The organism is Neisseria bergeri (assembly GCA_003044455.1).
Lineage (GTDB): Bacteria > Pseudomonadota > Gammaproteobacteria > Burkholderiales > Neisseriaceae > Neisseria > Neisseria bergeri.
Genome location: POWY01000006.1, coordinates 53,378 through 73,830, shown reverse-complemented (window position 1 = coordinate 73,830; position 20,453 = coordinate 53,378). Strand labels below are relative to the sequence as shown.

At 54.3% G+C, this 20,453-nt stretch carries 22 protein-coding genes and 2 pseudogenes; 9 read left to right on the top strand and 15 right to left on the bottom strand.

Annotation, left to right across the window (positions count from 1 at the left end; translation table 11 throughout):
- Positions 1-280: 280 nt before the first annotated feature.
- The 6 genes from prfA to folP all read right to left on the bottom strand — a co-directional run bounded on the left by prfA (position 281) and on the right by folP (position 6,879).
- Positions 281-1,357 (bottom strand): peptide chain release factor 1, encoded by a 1,077-nt coding sequence (gene prfA / locus DBY86_RS07480; RefSeq protein ID WP_003677750.1) that lies wholly within the window; start codon positions 1,355-1,357, stop codon positions 281-283.
- Positions 1,358-1,461: 104 nt separating this feature from the next.
- The gene (locus DBY86_RS07475; protein WP_107819507.1) at positions 1,462-2,241 is read right to left on the bottom strand and encodes a TatD family hydrolase; all 780 of its coding nucleotides are present in this window, start codon (positions 2,239-2,241) and stop codon (positions 1,462-1,464) included.
- 7 nt (positions 2,242-2,248) lie between these two features.
- Positions 2,249-3,241: an asparaginase gene (locus tag DBY86_RS07470; protein WP_107819506.1), complete on the bottom strand. Its 993-nt coding sequence runs from the start codon at positions 3,239-3,241 to the stop codon at positions 2,249-2,251.
- A gap of 448 nt (positions 3,242-3,689) precedes the next feature.
- Complete coding sequence (locus DBY86_RS07465) at positions 3,690-4,373, bottom strand: DedA family protein (RefSeq protein WP_107819505.1); 684 nt, start codon at positions 4,371-4,373, stop codon at positions 3,690-3,692.
- Positions 4,374-4,563: 190 nt separating this feature from the next.
- Entirely contained in the window at positions 4,564-5,898 is a 1,335-nt protein-coding gene (gene glmM / locus DBY86_RS07460; protein ID WP_107819504.1) for a phosphoglucosamine mutase, read from the bottom strand.
- A 129-nt stretch (positions 5,899-6,027) separates the two neighbouring features.
- Positions 6,028-6,879, bottom strand: coding sequence for a dihydropteroate synthase (gene folP / locus DBY86_RS07455; protein ID WP_101148227.1), 852 nt, complete (start codon positions 6,877-6,879; stop codon positions 6,028-6,030).
- 395 nt (positions 6,880-7,274) lie between these two features.
- Here folP and DBY86_RS07450 point away from each other — a divergent pair, with 395 nt between their 5' ends.
- Both DBY86_RS07450 and DBY86_RS14130 read left to right on the top strand, forming a co-directional pair.
- On the top strand, positions 7,275-9,395 hold the full coding sequence (locus DBY86_RS07450) for an AsmA family protein (protein WP_107819503.1): 2,121 nt from the start codon (positions 7,275-7,277) through the stop codon (positions 9,393-9,395).
- Positions 9,396-9,599: 204 nt separating this feature from the next.
- A pseudogene (locus DBY86_RS14130) lies at positions 9,600-9,850 on the top strand (hypothetical protein); the annotation flags it as partial.
- On the opposite strand, the gene DBY86_RS07445 reads toward DBY86_RS14130, so the two are convergent.
- A complete protein-coding gene (locus DBY86_RS07445) occupies positions 9,750-10,043 on the bottom strand; it encodes a 6-aminohexanoate hydrolase (RefSeq protein ID WP_107819502.1) in 294 nt (97 codons plus the stop codon). The pseudogene DBY86_RS14130 and the gene DBY86_RS07445 sit on opposite strands and share 101 nt — an antisense overlap.
- Between DBY86_RS07445 and DBY86_RS07440 the strand changes: the two genes are divergently transcribed.
- Together DBY86_RS07440 and DBY86_RS13060 are read left to right on the top strand one after the other, a co-directional pair.
- Positions 10,044-10,421 carry a hypothetical protein gene (locus tag DBY86_RS07440; protein ID WP_107819501.1) on the top strand — a complete coding sequence of 126 codons (378 nt, stop codon included), beginning with the start codon at positions 10,044-10,046 and terminating at the stop codon, positions 10,419-10,421. It abuts the gene before it with no gap.
- Positions 10,391-10,564, top strand: a complete 174-nt coding sequence (locus tag DBY86_RS13060) for a hypothetical protein (RefSeq protein WP_159068571.1) — start codon at positions 10,391-10,393, stop codon at positions 10,562-10,564. The genes DBY86_RS07440 and DBY86_RS13060 overlap by 31 nt, the downstream gene beginning before the upstream one ends.
- On the opposite strand, the gene ubiD is transcribed toward DBY86_RS13060, so the two are convergent.
- The 7 genes from ubiD to DBY86_RS07405 form a co-directional block, all read right to left on the bottom strand.
- Entirely contained in the window at positions 10,559-12,037 is a 1,479-nt protein-coding gene (gene ubiD / locus DBY86_RS07435; RefSeq protein WP_107819538.1) for a 4-hydroxy-3-polyprenylbenzoate decarboxylase, read from the bottom strand. The genes DBY86_RS13060 and ubiD overlap by 6 nt on opposite strands.
- Before the next feature lie 21 nt (positions 12,038-12,058).
- Positions 12,059-12,574 carry a DUF2199 domain-containing protein gene (locus DBY86_RS07430; RefSeq protein WP_107819500.1) on the bottom strand — a complete coding sequence of 172 codons (516 nt, stop codon included), beginning with the start codon at positions 12,572-12,574 and terminating at the stop codon, positions 12,059-12,061.
- Positions 12,575-12,580: 6 nt separating this feature from the next.
- Positions 12,581-13,126, bottom strand: coding sequence for a COG4648 family protein (locus DBY86_RS07425; protein WP_196959780.1), 546 nt, complete (start codon positions 13,124-13,126; stop codon positions 12,581-12,583).
- Positions 13,127-13,200: 74 nt separating this feature from the next.
- Positions 13,201-13,446, bottom strand: coding sequence for an acyl carrier protein (locus DBY86_RS07420; RefSeq protein WP_002222119.1), 246 nt, complete (start codon positions 13,444-13,446; stop codon positions 13,201-13,203).
- A gap of 11 nt (positions 13,447-13,457) precedes the next feature.
- Complete coding sequence (locus DBY86_RS07415; protein ID WP_002222118.1) at positions 13,458-13,718, bottom strand: phosphopantetheine-binding protein; 261 nt, start codon at positions 13,716-13,718, stop codon at positions 13,458-13,460.
- Positions 13,715-14,473 carry a lysophospholipid acyltransferase family protein gene (locus tag DBY86_RS07410; protein WP_107819499.1) on the bottom strand — a complete coding sequence of 253 codons (759 nt, stop codon included), beginning with the start codon at positions 14,471-14,473 and terminating at the stop codon, positions 13,715-13,717. Before DBY86_RS07410 ends, DBY86_RS07415 begins: the two co-directional genes overlap by 4 nt.
- The gene (locus DBY86_RS07405; protein ID WP_107819498.1) at positions 14,466-15,221 is read right to left on the bottom strand and encodes a beta-ketoacyl synthase chain length factor; all 756 of its coding nucleotides are present in this window, start codon (positions 15,219-15,221) and stop codon (positions 14,466-14,468) included. The genes DBY86_RS07410 and DBY86_RS07405 overlap by 8 nt, the downstream gene beginning before the upstream one ends.
- 153 nt (positions 15,222-15,374) lie before the next feature.
- Between DBY86_RS07405 and DBY86_RS07400 the strand changes: the two genes are divergently transcribed.
- Genes DBY86_RS07400 through DBY86_RS07390 form a run of 3 tightly spaced genes read left to right on the top strand, consistent with a single transcriptional unit; the run spans position 15,375 to position 17,897 of the window.
- A complete protein-coding gene (locus DBY86_RS07400; RefSeq protein ID WP_199901065.1) occupies positions 15,375-15,899 on the top strand; it encodes an ApeP family dehydratase in 525 nt (174 codons plus the stop codon).
- 37 nt (positions 15,900-15,936) lie between these two features.
- Positions 15,937-16,665, top strand: coding sequence for a 3-oxoacyl-ACP reductase FabG (gene fabG, locus DBY86_RS07395; RefSeq protein WP_107819535.1), 729 nt, complete (start codon positions 15,937-15,939; stop codon positions 16,663-16,665).
- Entirely contained in the window at positions 16,659-17,897 is a 1,239-nt protein-coding gene (locus DBY86_RS07390) for a beta-ketoacyl-ACP synthase (protein WP_107819497.1), read from the top strand. The genes fabG and DBY86_RS07390 overlap by 7 nt, the downstream gene beginning before the upstream one ends.
- 61 nt (positions 17,898-17,958) lie before the next feature.
- Here the strand turns inward: DBY86_RS07390 and DBY86_RS07385 are convergent, their stop codons facing one another.
- A complete protein-coding gene (locus tag DBY86_RS07385) occupies positions 17,959-18,591 on the bottom strand; it encodes a 4'-phosphopantetheinyl transferase superfamily protein (RefSeq protein ID WP_107819496.1) in 633 nt (210 codons plus the stop codon).
- 29 nt (positions 18,592-18,620) lie between these two features.
- On the opposite strand from DBY86_RS07385, the gene DBY86_RS07380 reads away from it, so the two are divergent.
- Positions 18,621-20,336: an ApeI family dehydratase gene (locus DBY86_RS07380; protein WP_107819495.1), complete on the top strand. Its 1,716-nt coding sequence runs from the start codon at positions 18,621-18,623 to the stop codon at positions 20,334-20,336.
- Positions 20,282-20,418 (top strand): annotated as a pseudogene (locus tag DBY86_RS14125) (IS5/IS1182 family transposase); the annotation flags it as partial. The gene DBY86_RS07380 and the pseudogene DBY86_RS14125, both read left to right, overlap by 55 nt.
- Positions 20,419-20,453 lie beyond the last annotated feature (35 nt).

Sequence of the window (20,453 nt, the reverse complement as noted above, 5' to 3'; positions counted from 1 at the left end):
AATATAAATAGACCAGTTATGAAATCAAATATTGAATGCCAAACCGCTAAAAAAAACTCCATAAAATTTCCTTAAAAAATATCCCGCATCATGCAAATGATGCAGGGTGTGGAGATTGTTACACTTGCAACAGAGCCATTAAAGATACGGTTTTGTTTTAAAAATTTCTTTTTATCCGGCAAAACCGCCCGCCATCCGAACAAATGAAACCGTCTTACTCTTGCAAACAGGCAAAACCGCCCCTTGTTCAAACACCGATTTTTTTATCCGGACACAAAACTCAATCGCCCATTGCCGCCAGAAGCTCCGCCTGATGCTCGGCAATCAGGGCGTTGGTGATTTCTTCCAAGTCGCCGTCCATCACAAAATCCAGCTTGTGCAGGGTGAGGTTGATGCGGTGGTCTGTTACCCTGCCTTGGGGGTAGTTGTAGGTGCGGATGCGTTCGCTGCGGTCGCCGCTGCCGATGAGAGATTTGCGCTCGGCGGCTTCTTTGGCTTGGGCTTCACGTTTTTGCGCGTCGTTCAGGCGGGCGGCGAGGACTTTCATTGCCTGCGCTTTGTTGGCGTGTTGGCTGCGTCCGTCTTGGCATTCGACCACCATGCCGGTGGGCAGGTGGGTAATGCGGACGGCGGAGTCGGTTTTGTTGATGTGCTGACCGCCCGCACCGGATGCACGGAAGGTGTCGATACGAAGGTCGGCGGGGTTCAACTCGATGTCTTCCAGTTCGTCCGCTTCGGGCATGACGGCAACGGTGCAGGCGGAGGTGTGGATGCGGCCTTGGCTTTCGGTGGCTGGAACGCGTTGCACGCGGTGTCCGCCCGATTCAAATTTCAAACGGCTGTACGCCCCGAGCCCGACAATACGGGCGATGACTTCTTTATAGCCGCCCAATTCGCTTTCGTTGGCGGACACGATTTCGACCTGCCAGCGGTTGCGCTCGGCGTAGCGGCTGTACATACGCAGCAAATCGCCAGCAAACAGCGCGGCTTCGTCGCCGCCCGTGCCGGCGCGTACTTCGATAAAGATGTTTTTGTCGTCGTCGGCATCTTTGGGCAGCAGCAGTTTTTGCAGTTCAGTATCGAGCGTGTTGATTTTGGCTTTTGCCGCTTCGATTTCTTCGGCGGCAAAGTCTTTCATTTCGGGGTCGGACAGCATTTCTTCGGCATCTGCCAAGTCGCTTTGCGCCAGTTGATAGTTTTGGAATACTTCGACCACGGGCGTCAATTCGGCGTGTTCACGCGTGAGCTTGCGGTAATTGTCCATGTCGGACGTGGCTTCGGGCTGTCCGAGAAGGTGGGTAACTTCTTCCAGTCGGTCGCTGAGTTGTTGTAGTTTTTCTAAGATAGACGGCTTCATAATTCTTCCATAACAAACGCCGCCTGAATGTTCAGACGGCATCAACACTGGATTATTATAATAGGTTTTCCGGATATTCAAAAAGATAATCTTAGATGGATAACCTACCGTCCCAACAGGGCATCGGCATTGCGCTCCGTTACCTTGGCAATCTCTTCTACACAGGTTCCGCGGATTTCCGCAGCAATCTTTGCAATACCCGGAATATTGGCAGGCGTATTAATCTCTTTTTTCAGCATAAACGGGCTGTCGGTTTCCAAGACGAAATCGGTGTCATTCAGTGTTTTGAGGGTTTCGCGTATTTTGCGGGCGTTCGGGTTGAGCAACAACGAACCGATGCCGATTTTGAAATCCAGTTTCGTCAACACGCGCGCTTCTTCCGCGCTGCCTGAGAAGGCGTGAACGATGCCGCCTTGGGCAAAGCCTGTCTGTTTGACGGCGGCGGCGATGTCGGCGGTGGCTTTGAGATTATGGATAATCACGCGGCGGCGCAGGGTTTGCGCGATGGCAAGCTGGCGGCTGAAGACTTGAATTTGCCGTTCGCGCTGTGGCGGCGTTTGGGTTTTGTCGTAAAAATCCAAGCCGATTTCGCCGACCCATGCCGTCGAACGCGCCTGCAATGCTTGTTCCAAATGCCGGAAATCCGGTTCGGAAACGTCGTCTGAAAACCAAGGATGGATGCCGAGCGCGATATGGATGTTGCCTAAAAGCGGATTTTCAGACGACCTTTGAGCCAAATCCGCCACGTCCTGCCAATCCTGCGGTCGGGTTGCGGGAACGATAAACCGCCCTACCCCTGCCTCCCGCGCTGCGGTCAAAACGTGCGTCAGGTTTTCGCGCAGGGCGGGATCGGCAAGGTGGCAATGAGTGTCGGTGAAGTTCATTTCAATTTCACAATAATTGCAGTCTTACCAACTCTTTTTCTACATCTTCCGCGCTCCAGCCTTGTGATACGGCGAGGGTCATGAGCGCGGTGGCGGTTTCGAGGTTGCATTTGCCGCCGTTGATGATGCCCGAGTTGCGGAACGCATTGCCTTGCGCGTAAACGGCAGCAGTTCTGCCTTGTCGGACTTGGCTGATATTGAGCAACAATTTGCCTTGCTGCGTAAAGTCTTGCACGGCGCGGATGAAACCTTCGTCTGCGGGTGTGTTGCCGTGTCCGTAGCTTTGCAGGATAAGGGCGTGGGCGGGAAGCTGTCCGAGTCCGTCCGCAAGTTCTTGAACGGCAAAGCCGGGGATAAGCGTGCGGACGGCGATTTTTGCCTGAGAATCGGGATAGCGGATTTTGAGGCCGTCTGAAACGGCCGCCGCATCTTGGGACGGGATGCGAAGATTGTGCCAGCCTTGAGTTTCATCCCATTCGGCGATGGCGCCGAAATGCGGATTGTCGAAGCCTGCGGCGGTTTCGGTGCTGACTTTGCTGCTGCCGACGGCGGGATACAGTTTGCCGTCAAACGCGATGACGGTTTGTTTGAGCTTGAGGCTGAAGGCGGCAACGGCGGTGGAGAGGTTGCGCGGGGCATCGCTGTTTTTGGCGGCGTAAGGCCATTGGGAACCGGTCAGGACGATGGGTTTGTCCAAGCCTTGCAGGGCGAGCGAGAGAAGGTTGGCGGTGTACGCCATACTGTCCGTGCCGTGCAGTATCAGGATGCCGTCGCAGGAAGGCAATTTGTCGGCAATGATGTCCAGCCAACCGCGCCAGTGTTGCAGCGTAACGGAAGAGGAATCAATCAAGGGATTGCAGACGTGCCACTCGAAATCGAGGCCGTCTGAAAAGGGGGAAAGGGCTTGGCTGACCAGTGCGGTATCGGGGCGCAGACCTTCGCTGCTTTGGGTCATGCCTATGGTGCCGCCCGTGTAGAGGACGAAGATTTTTTGTTTCATAGCATTGTCGTACCGTCTGAACATAATGATGCGGCTTATTTAACTATATTTCGGACAAGCTGGCAATTTGGCGGCGCGGACGGTTTTCAGACGGCCTTCAAATGAAAAAGCACCCAAGGGCTGTCGATATTTGATTTTCCAAGTGGATTTTTATAGTGGATTAAATTTAAACCAGTACGGCGTTGCCTCGCCTTAGCTCAAAGAGAACGATTCTCTAAGGTGCTGAAGCACCAAGTGAATCGGTTCCGTACTATTTGTACTGTCTGCGGCTTCGTCGCCTTGTCCTGATTTTTGTTAATCCACTATATTCACGAAGCGTGAGACTCAGGACGGAAACCGCAACAAGGTCAGAGACCTTGCGAGAATTTCCAACGCATGAGATACCGCTTTGTGGATGAAAAAAACACGGAAACTATTGAATATCGGCAAGCTATTTAGGTGCTTGATTTTATTGTTTGCTTTGCGCGGCTTTTTTCACTGCCTTGGCGGCTTTGCGTTGCGCCCGCTTTTCTTTCAATTTACTGCGGTAAAACTGGATACGTTGGCGTTTTTTCCACCAGATCCAAGCAACGACGGCCGCACCTATACCCAAGATAACGAAAATACCCGATTGCAGGCTGTGCATTTTCGCCATCAGCCAATCGATGTTGTGCGCACCGTATTCGCCCAGATAAATCCAAATAGGGACGGAAATCAGTGCAGCCAGTCCATCCATAATGATAAAACGCAAGTATGAAACCTTGCGGCTGATACCGGCTGTAACAAATACGGCCGTTCTCAAACCGGGCAGGAAACGGGCAACAAATAAGACCCAGTTACCGTATTTGTCGAATTTTTCCTGAACCTGCTCATAACGTTTCGGCGTCATGATGCGCGCAATAGGTTTGAACCTTAGGATTTTCTGACCCCAAATCCGTCCAGCGGCGAACATGATGCCGTCCCCGACCAATACGCCGAGCATACCGACTGCAAACATAATATGCGGATTGGTATAACCCATACCCGAAATCACGCCGCCTGTTACCAAGGTCAAATCCTCGGGAATCGGCACGCCGAAACCGCAGATGACCAATACAAAAAAAACAGCCGCATAACCGTATTCGACAAAAAAGGCTTCTAAAAAAGCAAACATGGCGGATATTCCATTGTCGGAGATAAAAAGTCAGAACAAACCGAAACATTTTCTACATGAAGCAGGCATTCTATCAAAGATTATGCCGTCTGAAAGCGGAAAAAAGGCAGATTCGCGCATCCTCCGCATGTTCAGACGGCATTTAAACAGAAAACCGGCCGGTTCTGAAAACGGTTTTTTCTGATTTTGCCTAAATGCTGCCGATGGCGGAAGCAATACGTTCCGCCCCTTCGCGCGCCCAATCCGCCTGACGCGCCTCCACCATCACGCGCACGACGGGTTCGGTTCCCGAAGCGCGCAATACAACCCTTCCTTTGCCTTCGAGTTCTTTTTCCACTTCCGCCAACACGTCTTTCGAAGCCTCCTGCCATTTCTGACCCTTTTGGATGCGCACGTTAATCATCGTTTGCGGATACGGCTGCCAGTCGGCGCAAACGGTAGCGAGGTCTTGGTTCAGGATTTGCAGCGCCGCCAAAACTTGCAGCGCGGAAATAATGCCGTCGCCGGTGTTGTGTTTGTCCATGCACAAAATATGGCCGCTGGCTTCGCCTCCGATGAGCCAGCCGCGTTGGTTCAGCTGTTCCAACACATAGCGGTCGCCGACTTTGGCGCGGCAGAAATCGACGCCCTGCTCTTTCAGGGCGATTTCCATCGCCATATTGGTCATGACCGTGCCGACCACGCCGCCGATGTTGATACCTTCTCGGGCGCGGGCTTTGGCAATGACGTAAATCAGGCTGTCGCCGTCGTAAACCTTACCGTTTTTATCGACCATCATCAGGCGGTCGCCGTCGCCGTCTAAGGCGATGCCGTAGTCGGCTTCATGCTGTAAAACGGCGGCTTGGAGTGTCTTGGTATAAGTCGCACCGCATTTTTCATTGATGTTGTAGCCGTTGGGTTCGTCGCCGATGCTGACAACCTGTGCACCCAGTTCGTGAAACACCTTGGGTGCGACACCGTACCCCGCGCCGTTGGCGGTATCGATAACCAACTTCAAACCCCGAAGGTCGGAATGGCTGGGAAAGGTGGATTTGCAAAATTCGATATAGCGGTCGTCTGCACCGCTGATACGGCGTGCGCGCCCGAGGCGTGCAGAAGGCTGGGTTTTCATTTCTTCGTCGATTTTGGCTTCGATTTCCAACTCGATTTCATCGGAAAGCTTCACGCCACCCTCGGCAAAGAATTTGATGCCGTTGTCGGAATAGGCATTATGCGACGCGGAAATCATCACACCGGCGGACAAACGCAGCGCACGGGTCAGATAAGCCACGCCGGGCGTAGGCAGCGGACCGGTTTGTACCACATTCACACCCGCCGCCGTAAAGCCCGCCACTAGCGCGGCTTCCAGCATATAACCGGAAATACGCGTGTCTTTGCCGATGAGGACGGTCGGTTTCTGGTCAGTGTCGTGCTGAACCAAAACCTGACCCGCCGCATAGCCGAGTTTCAATACAAAATCGGGCGTAATCGGAAACTGCCCGACTTCGCCGCGCACGCCGTCCGTGCCGAAATATTTTTTTGCCATGTGTTGCTCCGAGAATGTGAACCGTTGTCCGAGATTATACAGTCTGTTTGTACCTTGCTGTCTGCACCGTTGATGCCGTCTGAAGCCGCTCCGCCCTTTTCAGACGGCATAAAGTATGCGAACCGCTGTTTACAGATTGATGCCCAACGCTTCCCACGCCTTCAAAGCATCCGCCGTCGCCTTCACATCGTGCACGCGCACGATTTTCGCGCCGCGTGCCACAGCCGCCAAAGCCGCCGCCACGCTGCCGTGTCCGCGCGCCGCCGCGTCGGTTTCGCCCGTCAGTTCGCCTATCATGCTTTTGCGCGACACGCCGATCAGCAGCGGATAGCCCGTTTCCGCCATCAATTCGGGCAGATGCCGCATCAGTGTGATATTGTGTTGCAAGGTTTTGCCGAAGCAGAAACCGGGGTCGAGTGTAATGCGTTGCGGGGCGATGCCTGCCGCGATGCATTCCGCCGCCCGCGCTTTCAAATACCGCGCCACTTCACCGACAACATCCTGATATTTCGGATTAATCTGCATATTCTTAGGCAAGCCCTGCATATGCATCAGGCAAATGCCCGTATCCGCCTGACACGCCAGCAATTCGAGCGCGCCTTCGTCGGTCAACGCCGCCACATCGTTAATAATATCGATGCCGCCGAGTGCCAACGCTTTTTCCATAACCACCGTGTGGCGCGTGTCCAAACTGACGGGAACGCCCCACCCCACCACTTCCGCCAAAACAGGCGCAACCCGCGCCCATTCTTCTTCAGGCGAAACATAATCCGCACCCGGCCGCGTCGATTCGCCGCCGATGTCGAGAATGTCCGCACCCTCTTTCAAAAGCCGTTCAGCATGCGCCAAAGCTGTTTGGGCGTTTTGCGAATACGCGCCGCCGTCGGACAAAGAATCGGGCGTGAGATTCACGATGCCCATGATTTTCGGCTTGTCCAAACCGATTTCAAACCGTCCTGCCTGCCAAACGCATCCGACCATATCCGTGCCTCCGGAATAAAAAGCAAATTATATGCCGTCCGAACAAAACTTGTCCATTTCAGACGGCATCGGTATTTCAAAAAAGCATCTTGCAGAATCCGCCTCCGTATGAAACATACCCGCCGAAACCCCCGCCCCTGCAAACGCGGCAACACCCCTTTATGCAAGATATAGTGGATTAACAAAAATCAGGACAAGGCGACGAAGCCGCAGACAGTACAGATAGTACGGAACCGATTCACTTGGTGCTTGAGCACCTTAGAGAATCGTTCTCTTTGAGCTAAGACGAGACAACGCCGTACTGGTTTTTGTTAATCCACTATAATCCGCCCGCACAAAATAGGATTTCTACAAGCCGTGTTATACTGTGGCGTGTTTTACGGATTGTTCGGGCTATGGATTTATTATCGGTTTTCCACAAATACCGTCTGAAATATGCGGTAGCCGTGCTGACGATACTGCTTTTGGCGGCAATCGGGCTGCACGCTTCCGTCTATCGCATCTTCACACCTGAAAACATCCGAAGCCGCCTCCAACAAAGCATTGCTCATACGCACCGAAAAATTTCGTTTGATGCGGATATACAGCGCAGGCTTCTGCCCCGGCCGACCGTCATCCTGAAAAACCTGACCATTACCGAACCCGGCAGCAACCGGACTGCCGTTTCCATCAAAGAAACCAAAATCGGATTGAGCTGGAAAAATCTGTGGTCGGATCAGATACAGGTTGAAAAATGGGTGGTTTCGGGTACGGAACTTGCCCTGACGCGCGACGGGAAAGGCGTTTGGAACATCCAAGACCTGATCGACAACCCAAAACGCAAAGCCTCGGTAAACCGCATCATTATCGAAAACAGCACCGTCCACCTCGACTTCCTGCAAGAGCGGTTTACCCTGAAGGAAGTCCGCCTCAACCTGCAATCCCCCGTTTCATCGGGACAACAGTTTGAAAGTTCGGGCATACTGACAGGCGAAAACCTGTCTGCTTCATGGAAAAGCAAAGGGCTTTTCATTTCAGACGGCATCAATCCGCCCGAAATCTCACCGTTCCATTTCGAAGCCGAGACCGCTCTAAACGGGCACGGCATTACCGTTTCCACCACCGGCAACCCCACTATCCGTTTTAACGCCGGCGGACCGGATGCGACCAACCTCAGCCTACGTGCCGACACCGCCTTCCACAACCTCCACCTGACCGCCCAAATCCCTACGCTGGTACTCAGGAACAACAGCATTAAAATTGAAACCGTCAACGGGACATTTACCGCTACCGCCGACGGCGGGAATTCCCAATGGGGCGGATCGTTCAAACTCGATAAGGCCAAACTTCACCCCGGTATCGCCAACATCGGCAACGCCGAAATCTCCGGCAACGTCAAAACACCCCGCCTTCAAACCAACTTTTCCCTCGGCTCGCCATTGGTTTGGAGCCGGAATAACGGTCTGGAGGCGCCGCGCCTGCATGTATCAACCCTTCAGGATACCGTCAACCGCCTGCCGCAACCCCGTTTCATCAGCCAGCTCGACGGTTCGATATCCATAAAAAACCTTCATCAGTGGCATGCCGAACTCAACGGTTCGTTCGACCGCCAAACCGTTGCCGCGAAATTCAGATACACACATGAAGACGCACCGCACCTGGAAGCCGCCGTCGCACTGCAAAAATTGAACCTGACCCCCTATCTTGACGACGTGCGGCAACAAAACGGCAAAATATTTCCCGACACCCTCGGCAAGCTGTCCGGAGATATCGAGGCCCACCTTAAAATCGGCAATGTCCAACTTCCCGGCCTGCAACTGGACGATATGGAAACCTACCTCCACGCCGACAAAGACCATATCGCGCTCAGCCGTTTCAAGTCAGGGCTTTACGGCGGCCATACCGACGGCGGCATCAGCATCGCCAACACCCGTCCCGCCACTTACCGCCTGCAACAGAATGCAAGCAACATCCAAATCCAACCGCTGCTGCAAGACCTGTTCGGCTTCCACAGCTTCAGTGGCAACGGCGATGCGGTCATCGACCTGACCGCGAGCGGCGAAACCCGAAAAGAGCTTATCCGCTCGCTTCAGGGCAGCCTGTCGCTGAATATTTCCAACGGCGCATGGCACGGTATCGACATGGACAATATCCTGAAAAACGGCATTTCGGGCAAAACTGCCGACAATGCCGCACCCAGCACACCCTTCCACCGATTCACGCTCAACAGCGAAATTTCAGACGGCATCAGCCGCCACATCGATACCGAACTCTTCTCAGACAGCCTCTATGTTACCAGCAACGGCTATACCAATCTGGATACGCAGGAATTGTCTGAAGATGTCCTTATCCGCAACGCCGTCCATCCGAAAAACAAACCGATTCCCCTGAAAATCACCGGTACCGTGGACAAGCCGTCCATTACCGTCGATTACGGCAGGCTGACCGGCGGCATCAATTCGCGCAAAGAGAAACAGAAAATCCTCGAAGACACCCTGCTGGAACAATGGCAGTGGCTCAAACCTAAAGAACCGTAAACATCCTGCGTACAAAAATGCCGTCTGAAACACATTAAGCTTCAGACGGCATGACCTTTCCGACCGGCCGTACCACATCGGAAACACAAGCCCCACAACTGTTTGGCTTGGTGTCGGCTGGCAATGCCGCCATTTGTATTTTCGTCAAACCGCAGCGATTTTTCGTTGCCGCATCAAAAACAAAGTATGTCGGTTATATAGTGGATTAACAAAAATCAGGACAAGGCGACGAAGCCGCAGACAGTACAAATAGTACGGAACCGATTCACTTGGTGCTTCAGCACCTTAGAGAATCGTTCTCTTTGAGCTAAGGCGAGGCAACGCTGTACTGGTTTAAATTTAATCCACTATATTTCACGACAGGGCATAGGCTGCCCATACTGAAAAGGCAAGCAAGAACGCGAACCAAAACCAACCGCCTATCCATTCGCCCATATCGGCAGAAAACGTCCGCCAGTCCAAACATTCCGTGTTTCCATAATCTTCAACACGAAACAGACCCAAGCTCAAAACCGGCACAACGATACGTGCGGTCCGATGGAAAAAACGGCTTGGTTCCGCAAACGGGAATGCCGAACACATCAGCTCGAGTATCCAGTCCGCCACCGCCGCCAAAATCCTGACCGCCCATTTGAACAGTTCGTCCATGTGTCTTCCCCCCATGCCATCCTAAAAACCGGCCCAACCGACAAAAAACCAGCCACCAGCCGAATATCAACGCCGCCGCAGCGACACGCGCCGCACATTCCGCCAGCCGCCTCGTTTCTAGGCGCGGTACAGGATTTTCAGCCGCCGCAATCCGTAACGGACAAAATCACAGCTTGCCGCAAAAAGCCCAGCCGCTACGCCCAACAAATCCGCCGACATACGCCTTTCCCAACCGTTTCCAAACAGACAAACAGAACGCGCCTGTCCCGCCAGACAATCGCCTTTCAAACGGCATCGGCTGCCTCGAAATTGCCATCCCAACACAAAACCACACAGGCAACACACAAATGCCGTCTGAAAATCCAAACGGCGGCATAGCAATGCCGCCCTGCAACCGTAGGGCGGCATTGCGTATCAAATTAACTTTCAATATATTGATTCAAAATAAAAAATACTCAATTATCGTCATTTCCGCCAGCGCGGGAATGACGACACGAGAAATCTATTTGAATCTACTATAAGCCGAGTTCCTCCCAAATCCCATCAATCTTAGCCGTAACCGCAGGGTCTTTTTTAATCACCCGTCCCCATTCGCGGTCGGTTTCGCCCGGCCATTTGTTGGTCGCATCCAAACCCATTTTGCCGCCGAGTCCGCTAACGGGGCTGGCGAAGTCAAGATAATCGATGGGCGTGTTTTCCACTAAAACGGTGTCGCGCACGGGGTCCATGCGCGTGGTTACCGCCCAGATAACTTCTTTCCAGTCGCGCACGTTCACGTCGTCATCGACCACGATGATGAATTTGGTGTACATAAACTGGCGCAGGAACGACCAGCAGCCCATCATCACGCGCTTGGCGTGTCCGGCGTACTGTTTTTTCATGCTGACCACCGCCATGCGGTAGGAACAGCCTTCGGGCGGCAGGTAAAAATCGGTGATTTCGGGGAACTGCTTTTGCAAAAGCGGTACGAACACTTCGTTCAACGCCACGCCCAAAACGGCAGGCTCATCGGGCGGTTTGCCCGTGTAGGTCGAATGGTAAATCGGGTTTTCGCGCATGGTGATGCGTTCGACCGTAAATACGGGGAAATGGTCCTGCTCGTTGTAATAGCCGGTGTGGTCGCCGTATGGACCTTCCAACGCGGTTTCGTTTGGATGAATCACACCTTCCAACACGATTTCAGCACGGGCAGGCACTTGCAAATCGTTGCCGATACATTTCACCAGTTCCGTCCGTGAACCGCGCAGCAATCCGGCAAACTGGTATTCGCTCAAAGTATCGGGAACGGGCGTTACCGCGCCCAAAATGGTGGCGGGGTCGCAGCCGAGCACGACGGCGACGGGATACGGCGTATCGGGATTGAGTTTGCGGAATTCCTGATAATCCAACGCGCCGCCGCGATGCGACAGCCAGCGCATAATCAGCTTGTTTTTGCCGATTAACTGTTGGCGGTAAATGCCGAGATTTTGGCGTTTTTTGTGCGGCCCGCGCGTGACGGTCAAGCCCCATGTTACCAGCGGCGCAACGTCTTCCGGCCAGCAATGCTGAACCGGAAGTTTATACAAATCAACGTCTTCACCCTCCCACACAATTTCCTGACACGGCGCGTTTTTCACCACGTTCGGCGCCATGCTCCAAATATCTTTCAGCAGCGGCAGTTTGGAAAACGCGTCTTTGATGCCTTTGGGCGGTTCGGGTTCTTTCAAATACGCCAGCGTCTGCCCGATTTCGCGCAGCTTGGACACGCTGTCCGCGCCCATGCCCATCGCCACACGTTCGGGCGTGCCGAACAGGTTTGCCAACACGGGATAATCGTAGCGCGTGCCGTCGGGCTTAATCGGGTGTTCAAACAGCAACGCCGACCCTTCGGCGCGCAGCACGCGGTCGGCGATTTCGGTCATTTCCAAATGCGGGGAAACGGGGTGCGCGATGCGTTTGAGTTTGCCCTGCTGCTCGAGCATGGCGATGAAGTCGCGCAGGTCTTTGTATTTCATATTCATCCTTTTTTGTCCTTTTTATCCTGAGCAATCTGATTCGGATACCGCCCCTATCCTTGCCTGCGCTTCGGCATATTCTATGCCGTGATAAAAGTCGCGTACCAGCGGATGTCCGCTGCTTTGATGAAGTTGCAGCAAAGGGCGTTGACCATCGGGTTGGGTAACAACATTGCAATGCAAACCGAAGGTGTCGGATTCGTAAGGGGGCAGCCGGTTGCAGATCATGCCGAAATAAACGGCGTTTTCAGAATTATTGTAAAAGCGGCCTTGATAGTCGTTAAAACTCTTTTCGCTGACGGACACCCACACGCCGTATTCCAGCGTTTCCTGATGCCCGATAATCGGGATCGGCAGCACCGCGCGGATAAAGCGGTCGGTTTGGTCGGGATAACGGATGATGCAGAAATCAGAATCGCATTCCGCTTGATAAGCAATGCGTTCTTCTTCACTGAGTTGATTATAGGGATAGGGGGCGGTAAAGCCGATTGCGGGCATTTCTTCGTGGTTTTCGCCGCAGGAAGTGCAAGTGTACATAAGGTTTCAGACTTTCAAAACGAGTTTGCGGTAAAGCCATTCGCCGGCAAACAATATCCCCATCAATACATAGGCAATCACGCCGGTATAAACTGCCCACCAATCATATCGCCCCAACCGGGCCAACAAAGCGGCAAGCGTCCCGTTGATTATAAAAAATACGCACCAAACCTGCGTTACCCGGCGGGTATAGCGCACGGCTTTTTCAGGCAGGTCGGGCTGTTGCAAACGCGCGAGCCTTTCTATGACCGTCTGTTTGGCAAACAGGCTTCCCCCGAACACCGCCAACATCATCAAATTAACGAGGACAGGATACCAATACATCGAATCGTGCCGCCCGAACACCAATACTGCGGCAAAAAACAGTGTAATAAACAAAGCCGCATAACGCTGTTGGGGCAGTTTGGCAGTCAGGGCGCGCAGCAGCCACAACCCGCACATCGCCGCCGCCAGCCAGACAAACCACCCTGCCTCCCTGCCGTAATACCACAAAGCCGGATAGGCAATACTCGATACGGTCAGAAAAATATGTCCGAAAAAACCGAGTTTCATTTTGAATCCGCACAAATGTTTTCAGACGGCATCCGATAATAATATGCCGTCTGAAAAATAATCAGAGATGCCGCCTACCCCGCCTGAATCTTCAATACCGCCTGTACCACGTCGTTGACGGTGCGGACATTGCGGAAATCTTCAGCCTGCAGCTTGCGGCCGGTTTCGCGCTTGATGCGGTCGATCAGGTCGATGGCATCGATGCTGTCGATTTCCAAATCTTCGTAAAGGTTGGTATCGGGCGTAATCCGTTCCGGTTCGATTTCAAACAACTCGGTCAGGGTATCGCGCAACAACCGGTAGATTTCTTGTTCGGTCATATGTTTCATCCTTATGCTTGGCGGCTTTTGACAAAGGCGGCGAGTGTTTTGACATTGGCAAAATGTTCGCGCAAGTTCTCCTGCTCGCCGTCCAATCGGAAACCGAAATGTTTTTGCACCGCCAAGCCCAATTCCAGCGCATCGACGGAATCCAGTCCCAGCCCTCCGTCGCCGAACAGCGCGTCTTCGCTGCCGATATCGGCGGCGGTTATATCCTCCAAAGCCAAACTGTCGATAATCAGTTGTTTGATTTGGTTTTCCAAGTCGTTCATATGGTTTTCCTTGTAAAATAGTCCTGTAGATATTCATTCAGCCGCCGCGCCGCAATCGGCAACGGTTTCTCGGCGAGCCAGTCTTGGGGGAGGATGTCGTCTCCGACGGTAATTTCATACCGTATCCTTTTCGGGGGAATGCGGTACCACGGCTGCCCCTTTTTAAAATTGGGCGGATTCATTTTGATACATACGGGCGTAATCACTTCGGCATAGCGCAGCCCCAAAGAAACCGCGCCCCGGTGCATTTTTACCCGTCCGTCCCAACCCGTCCTCGTTCCTTCGGGGAACACCAGCAGGCTCTGCCCGCTGTCAAAAACCGCCTTTACCGTTTCCAGCATTGCTTCCGACTCTTCGTTCGGAATATAGCCCGCACCTTTAATCTGGCTGCTCATTGCCGGATTGTGCTGCAAATCTTTTTTCACGATGCAGTTCATTTCGGGCACATGGCCGACAAGCAGCACCACATCCAGCAAAGACGGATGGTTTGCCAAAATCAACTGTCTCGGGCGGTTGAGTTTTTCAACACCCTTGAACGATACCTCCAACACGCCCGACCATTTCAGATAAGCAACGAACAAACGCCAAGATGTTCCGATAATCCGGCGCGCCGCCAATTGGCGGGCAACAGACCTTGAAGTGCCGTTCAAAGTGTAAGGCAGCAAAACCAATTTCATCATAATGCCGCCGACACCGAAAATCACAAATCCTAACCAAGTCGCCGCAAAACGGCGGCAATAATCCAATTTATCCATTCCGCTGCCACAGCCATTCACGATTGCGATATACCCGGCGGCATTCCCGACTGCCGTTCAACAGAAAACGCACCCATTCCAAACCGCTCCAATATGCCTCGGACAGCATACCGGTTTCAGACGGCATATCGTCCGAAGCAGACAAAGTCAGGCTGTAACGCGTCCCTTTGGTCAGAACCATCGCCAAAGCATAAGCAAACGGCGCGCGCGTTGCCGATACGGCATATCCTTCCGGCAGCGGATCGTCCGCCACCAAAACCAAAACCGACCCGCATCCCTCTTCCAACAGTGATGCCGCTTCCGCCAAAGCCGTTTCCACACCGTCGGCACACACGGCCAATGCCGTCTGCTCGCTCATATCCTGACGCAATATCGACCATTGCCCAGCCGTTGCATTGTGCACCGACAAACCGAACGAAGTCGGCGACACGGTATGCGATTTCAACAGTTCCAACCACAAATCGAAACTGCGCGCCATTTCCCCGTCGTGCGAGGCATAAACTACCGGACTGCCGGGATGGGCGGAGGCAATGTCCCAAGCCGCATCGCACACCAGACGCGCCGCCTTACTCAAACGGCGGCGCTGCATAGCGGGCAGGAACGGCAATTCCGGCCTGACATCGGGCAAACCGTCGGCAAAATCCGGACATTCCGCCCATTTTGCCCACTGCGCCATATCGCGCATTTTGCTGCCCGAAACCCGCCAGTCGGCGATGTCGAAGTGGAACCGGCAAATAATCGGCGGCATAGTTTCTTTCAAAAATTTACACTGTGCCGCATTCTAACCAAAGCCTATCCCCCTGACAATGCCGAAATTCAAACGCATTTCTGCCCCTTTCTCCGACAACGCCGCCCCTCGGCAAACCGCCAGAATTAGCCTGAATTTACATTTATCATTATAATGCCGGTATTTGCCAGCCTGCCGCCGCAATATATGGACACACTGCCAGAATGCCCGATTACCGACACCGCCTCCCTGCTGCCGCACAGCGGGCGTATGGTTCTGATAGACCGCATTACCCGATACGGCGATGATTTTGTCGAAGCAGGGGCGCAGATAAAACCCGACCACATCCTGCTGGCCGGCGGCATACTGCCCTACACGGCATTTATCGAACTGATGGCACAGGCTGTCGGCGCGTATGCCGGTATCCAAGCCCGAAAAAATGCGCAACCGGTTCGGCTCGGCTTCCTGCTCGGCACGCGCAAACTTGAAATCTTCGCCCAATCCGTCCCTGTCGGCACGCATCTGTTGGCAACGGCGCATATGTCTATTCAGGATGTCGGGGGAATGGGCGTGTTCGACTGCGAACTGCGTTGGACAGACGCGCCGGAAACTTCGTCCGGAACACTCCCTTCAGACGGCATTTTGGCGCGCGCCTCACTCAACGTGTACAGCCCCGAACACCCTGTCAAAACAACTTAATGCCGTCTGAACAGGCACACACATACGGAGAACAATGATGACCGAAACCGTCCTGATTACCGGCTCCAACAGGGGCATAGGCAAAGCCGCCGCACTCGGTTTGGCGGAAGACGGCTTTGATATCGCCGTTCACTGCCGCAGCCGCCGCGACGAAGCCGAAGCCGTGGCGGAAGAAATCCGCGCTTTGGGCAGAAATGCGCGCGTGTTGCAGTTTGACGTGTCCGACCGCGAAGCCTGCCGCGAGATTCTGACCGCCGACATCGAAGCAAACGGCGCGTATTACGGCGTGGTGTTGAACGCCGGACTGACGCGCGACAATGCCTTCCCCGCGTTTTCAGACAACGATTGGGATGTGGTGCTGCGGACTAATTTGGACGGTTTTTACAATGTATTGCATCCGCTGGTTATGCCGATGATACGCCGCCGCAAAGCCGGACGGATTGTGTGCATGGCATCAGTGTCCGGCTTGACCGGCAACCGCGGGCAGGTCAATTACAGCGCGTCAAAAGCGGGCATTATCGGCGCGGCGAAAGCCTTGGCAGTCGAACTGGCGAAACGCAAAATCACCGTCAACTGCGTGGCACCGGGTTTAATCGATACGGAGATTGTCGATGAAAATGTACCCGTCGAAGAAATCTTAAAGGCCGTCCCTGCCGCGCGTATGGGGCTGCCGGAAGAAGTGGCGCACGCGGTGCGTTTCCTGATGGATGAAAAAGCGGCGTACATCACGCGCCAGGTGATTGCGGTGAACGGAGGTTTGTGTTGAATACCAGAAGGGTCGCAGTAACGGGCATAGGCGGCATTACCGCCTTCGGCCGGGATTGGCAAAGCATACAGGCAGCATTCAAAGCCGAAAAAAACGCCGTCAAATATATGGATTGGCACGAACGTTTCCCCGAATTGGAAGCGCAACTGGGTGCGCCGATTGAAAATTACGCGCCGCCGAAACATTGGACGCGCAAGCAGCTCAGAAGTATGGGGCGCGTGTCGTACCTGTGCGTCGATGCGGCGGAGCAGGCGCTGGCGGATGCCGGTTTGCTCGGGGACGAAAGCATTACCGACGGACGGATGGGCGTTGCCTGCGGCTCTTCCAGCGGCAGCACCAAAGACATCGGCGATGTGGGCGAATTGTTGCTGACCGGCACGTCGCGCAACTTCAGTGCCAACACCTATGTGCGTATGATGCCGCACACTACCGCCGCCAATATCGGCATCTTTTTCGGGCTGAAAGGGCGCATCATCCCGACATCGAGCGCGTGTTCGTCCGGCAGCCAAGGCATAGGTTATGCCTACGAAGCCATCAAATACGGGCTGACCGATATGATGCTGGCGGGCGGCGGCGAAGAATTTTGCCCGTCCGAAGTGTATGTTTTCGACTCGCTTTATGCCGCCAGCCGCCGCAACGGCGAACCGGAAAAAACCCCGCGCCCATACGACGTAAACCGCGACGGTCTGGTCATCGGAGAAGGCGCGGGGATTTTTGTGCTGGAAGAGTTGGAACACGCCAAACGGCGCGGTGCGAAAATTTACGCCGAACTCGTCGGCTACGGCGCCAACAGCGACGGCAGCCACGTTACCCAGCCGCAAAAAGATACGATGCAGAAATGTATGGAACTCGCGCTGCAGGACGCGGGTATCACGCCCGACAAAATCGGCTATGTGAACGGGCACGGCACAGCAACCGAAAAAGGCGATATCGCCGAAACACTGGCGACTGAAGCTGTATTCGGATTTGTGCCCATCAGTTCGCAAAAAAGCTATTTGGGGCACACCCTCGGCGCGTGCGGCGCGCTGGAAGCGTGGTTCTCGATTGAAATGATGAACGGCGGCTGGTTTGCGCCGACCCTGAACTTGAACGACATTGATCCGCGCTGCGGCAAGGTGGACTATATTTTAAGCGGCGGCCGTGAAATCGAAACGGATTATGTGATGAGCAACAATTTCGCCTTCGGCGGCGTGAACACTTCACTGGTGTTCAAACGTTGGAAAAACGGATAAAGCCGCACAATCCGATTACATCATATTGATTTAAAACGGAATAAAACAACAAACTGCCCTTTCAGACTTCCTTGCCGCCTATCCGCTCGATATGGCAAACCGTCCGGACGGCATCCGTTCCGCAATACTGCCAATCCAATTCGGCAGCTCCGCGCCACACGCAGGCGACAACCGCGTCGCCGCACCAGATTGCGCTGACGGCGTGCCAACCGGTTCCGCCATCCGCACGCAAGCCGCAAACCGCCGAACCGTCGGTCAGATAACCGACTTTCGCCATATCTTGCGGAAAACCCAAACCGCAGGCTTTGAGCAGTGCTTCCTTAATGCACCACAGGCGGTAAAAAGCCTCTGCCTGCCAACCGGAACGTGCCAAAAAAACCCGTTCTTCAGGGGAACAAACCCATTCGGCAAGTGCCTGAAAATTGCGCGGACGGACCGTTTCAATATCGACACCGCAAACCGTGCCGCCGCCGCAGACCAAAACCGCCGCCCGCCCTTTGCTGTGCGAAAGCGAACATATCTTGCCGCCCTGCTGCTTCAGGAAGCGGCTGACCCGCCAATCCGTCCGCCCTGCCAATTCCGGCGCGCGCAGCAGGCGCGCCCTGTCCGCATCGTCCAGACAGGATTCCCGATAAGCAGCGGCGGCCGACGCATCGGCAAGGCGGCACTGCAATACTGTTTTTTTATCCGGCACGACACCCTCCGTTCTGCCACTTTGAATATATGACCCGAATGTTTGACATCAACTTCTCCGACAATACGCCGATTGCCCTCGACCCGCTGTGGACCCGCGCCGATTTTATACGCACGGTACACACCCTGTCGTTAAAATTAAAGCAAAACAACATCCGTTCGGCGGCATTGTGGTTTGACGATGCCGCGCTGTTCGCAGCCGCATTGCTTGCCGTTTGGCGCAGCGGCGGCAAAGCCCTGCTGCTGCCGAATACCGCGCCCGGAAACCTGACTTGGGCGGAATCCGCACAAATCCTGCTGACCGACACCGATATTGTTTCAGACGGCATCAGCGTTTGGCAAATACTGGATCCTTGCGGCGGTATGCCGTCTGAAAACCGCATACCGAAAACATTGGACATCCCGCCCGAATCAGAAGTGCATTTGCGTACATCAGGCTCCGGCGGGGAAGCCAAAACAATCGTCAAAACCGCCGCGCAAATCGAATCGGAAGCCCGCGCGCTGGCTTCGGCAATTCCGTTCGGACGCGGCAAAACCGCCGTCCTCGGCAGCGTATCGCCGCAACATATGTACGGACTGACCTTCCGCTTCGCGCTTCCGCTGCTGATGGGGTGGGCAATGATCCGCAGGCAAAACGCCTATCCCGAACTACTGCTGTCGGCAAGCCTGAACGTGCCGTCCGATTATCAAAATGTCTGGATTGCCAGCCCCGCCCTGCTCAACCGTTTCGGCGAAAATCGGGATTGGGCGGCGTTAAACGGAAGGATGGCCGGCATCGTTTCCGCAGGCGGGGAACTCCCATCGGAAACCGCCGCCCTGTTGGAACAATATGCAGTCCGCCCTTATGAAGTTTACGGCAGCACGGAAACCGGCATCATCGCCTGCCGCCAAAAACAAAGCTTGTGGCAGCCCTTCCCCAACGTCTCCGTCCGCAATACCGGCAAATCGGTGGAAATATCCTCGCCGTGGACAAACGGCGTGCAATACATTGCCGATTGCATCGAAACCCACGAAGACGGTTTTGCCCTGCTGGGCAGGCAGGATAGAATCGTCAAACTGGCAGACAAACGCATTTCGCTCAACCAAATCGAACACGAATTGCTGAAACACCCCTGGATTGCCGACGCACATTGCGCCCTGCATCCGGAACACGGGCGCATTGCCGTTTGGGCGGCACTCGATACGGAAGGCATCACGGCGTGGCTGGAACAGGGGCGCACCGCCGTTATCGCCGCACTCAAGCAACACATTGCCCAAACGCAAGACACGGCCGCCCTTCCGCGCTACTGGCGTTTTACAGACCGTCTGCCGCGCAACGGACAAGGAAAAATTACCGCAGCGGACTTTCAGACGGCATTGACAGAACCCGCAGCCCCCCGATGGCATATCTTGCCGCCCGAAGGAAACCGGTTGCGCTATCAAACCCGCATACCGCTGGATTTACCCTATTTCGGCGGACATTTTTCCACCTTCCCACTCGTCCCCGGCGCAGTCGAATTGGAATGGGTACGTCGGCTTGCCGCACGGCACCCCTTCGGCAGGCAAAACATTATCCGTATCGAAAACCTGAAATACCAGCAATTTATCCGTCCGTATGACGACATTTCCGTAGAACTCGGATACGATGCCGATAAAAACAAACTGTCGTTTACCATCCGAAAACAGGATGCCGCCTGCGCCTCGGGGAAGCTGGTATTCGACGCGCCGCAGGACAGCCCCAACCCAACCGCAAGGGAAGAACGATGAACCGCCTTCGCAAAGACAAATATAGTGGATTAACAAAAATCAGGACAAGGCGACGAAGCCGCAGACAGTACAAATAGTACGGAACCGATTCACTTGGTGCTTCAGCACCTTAGAGAA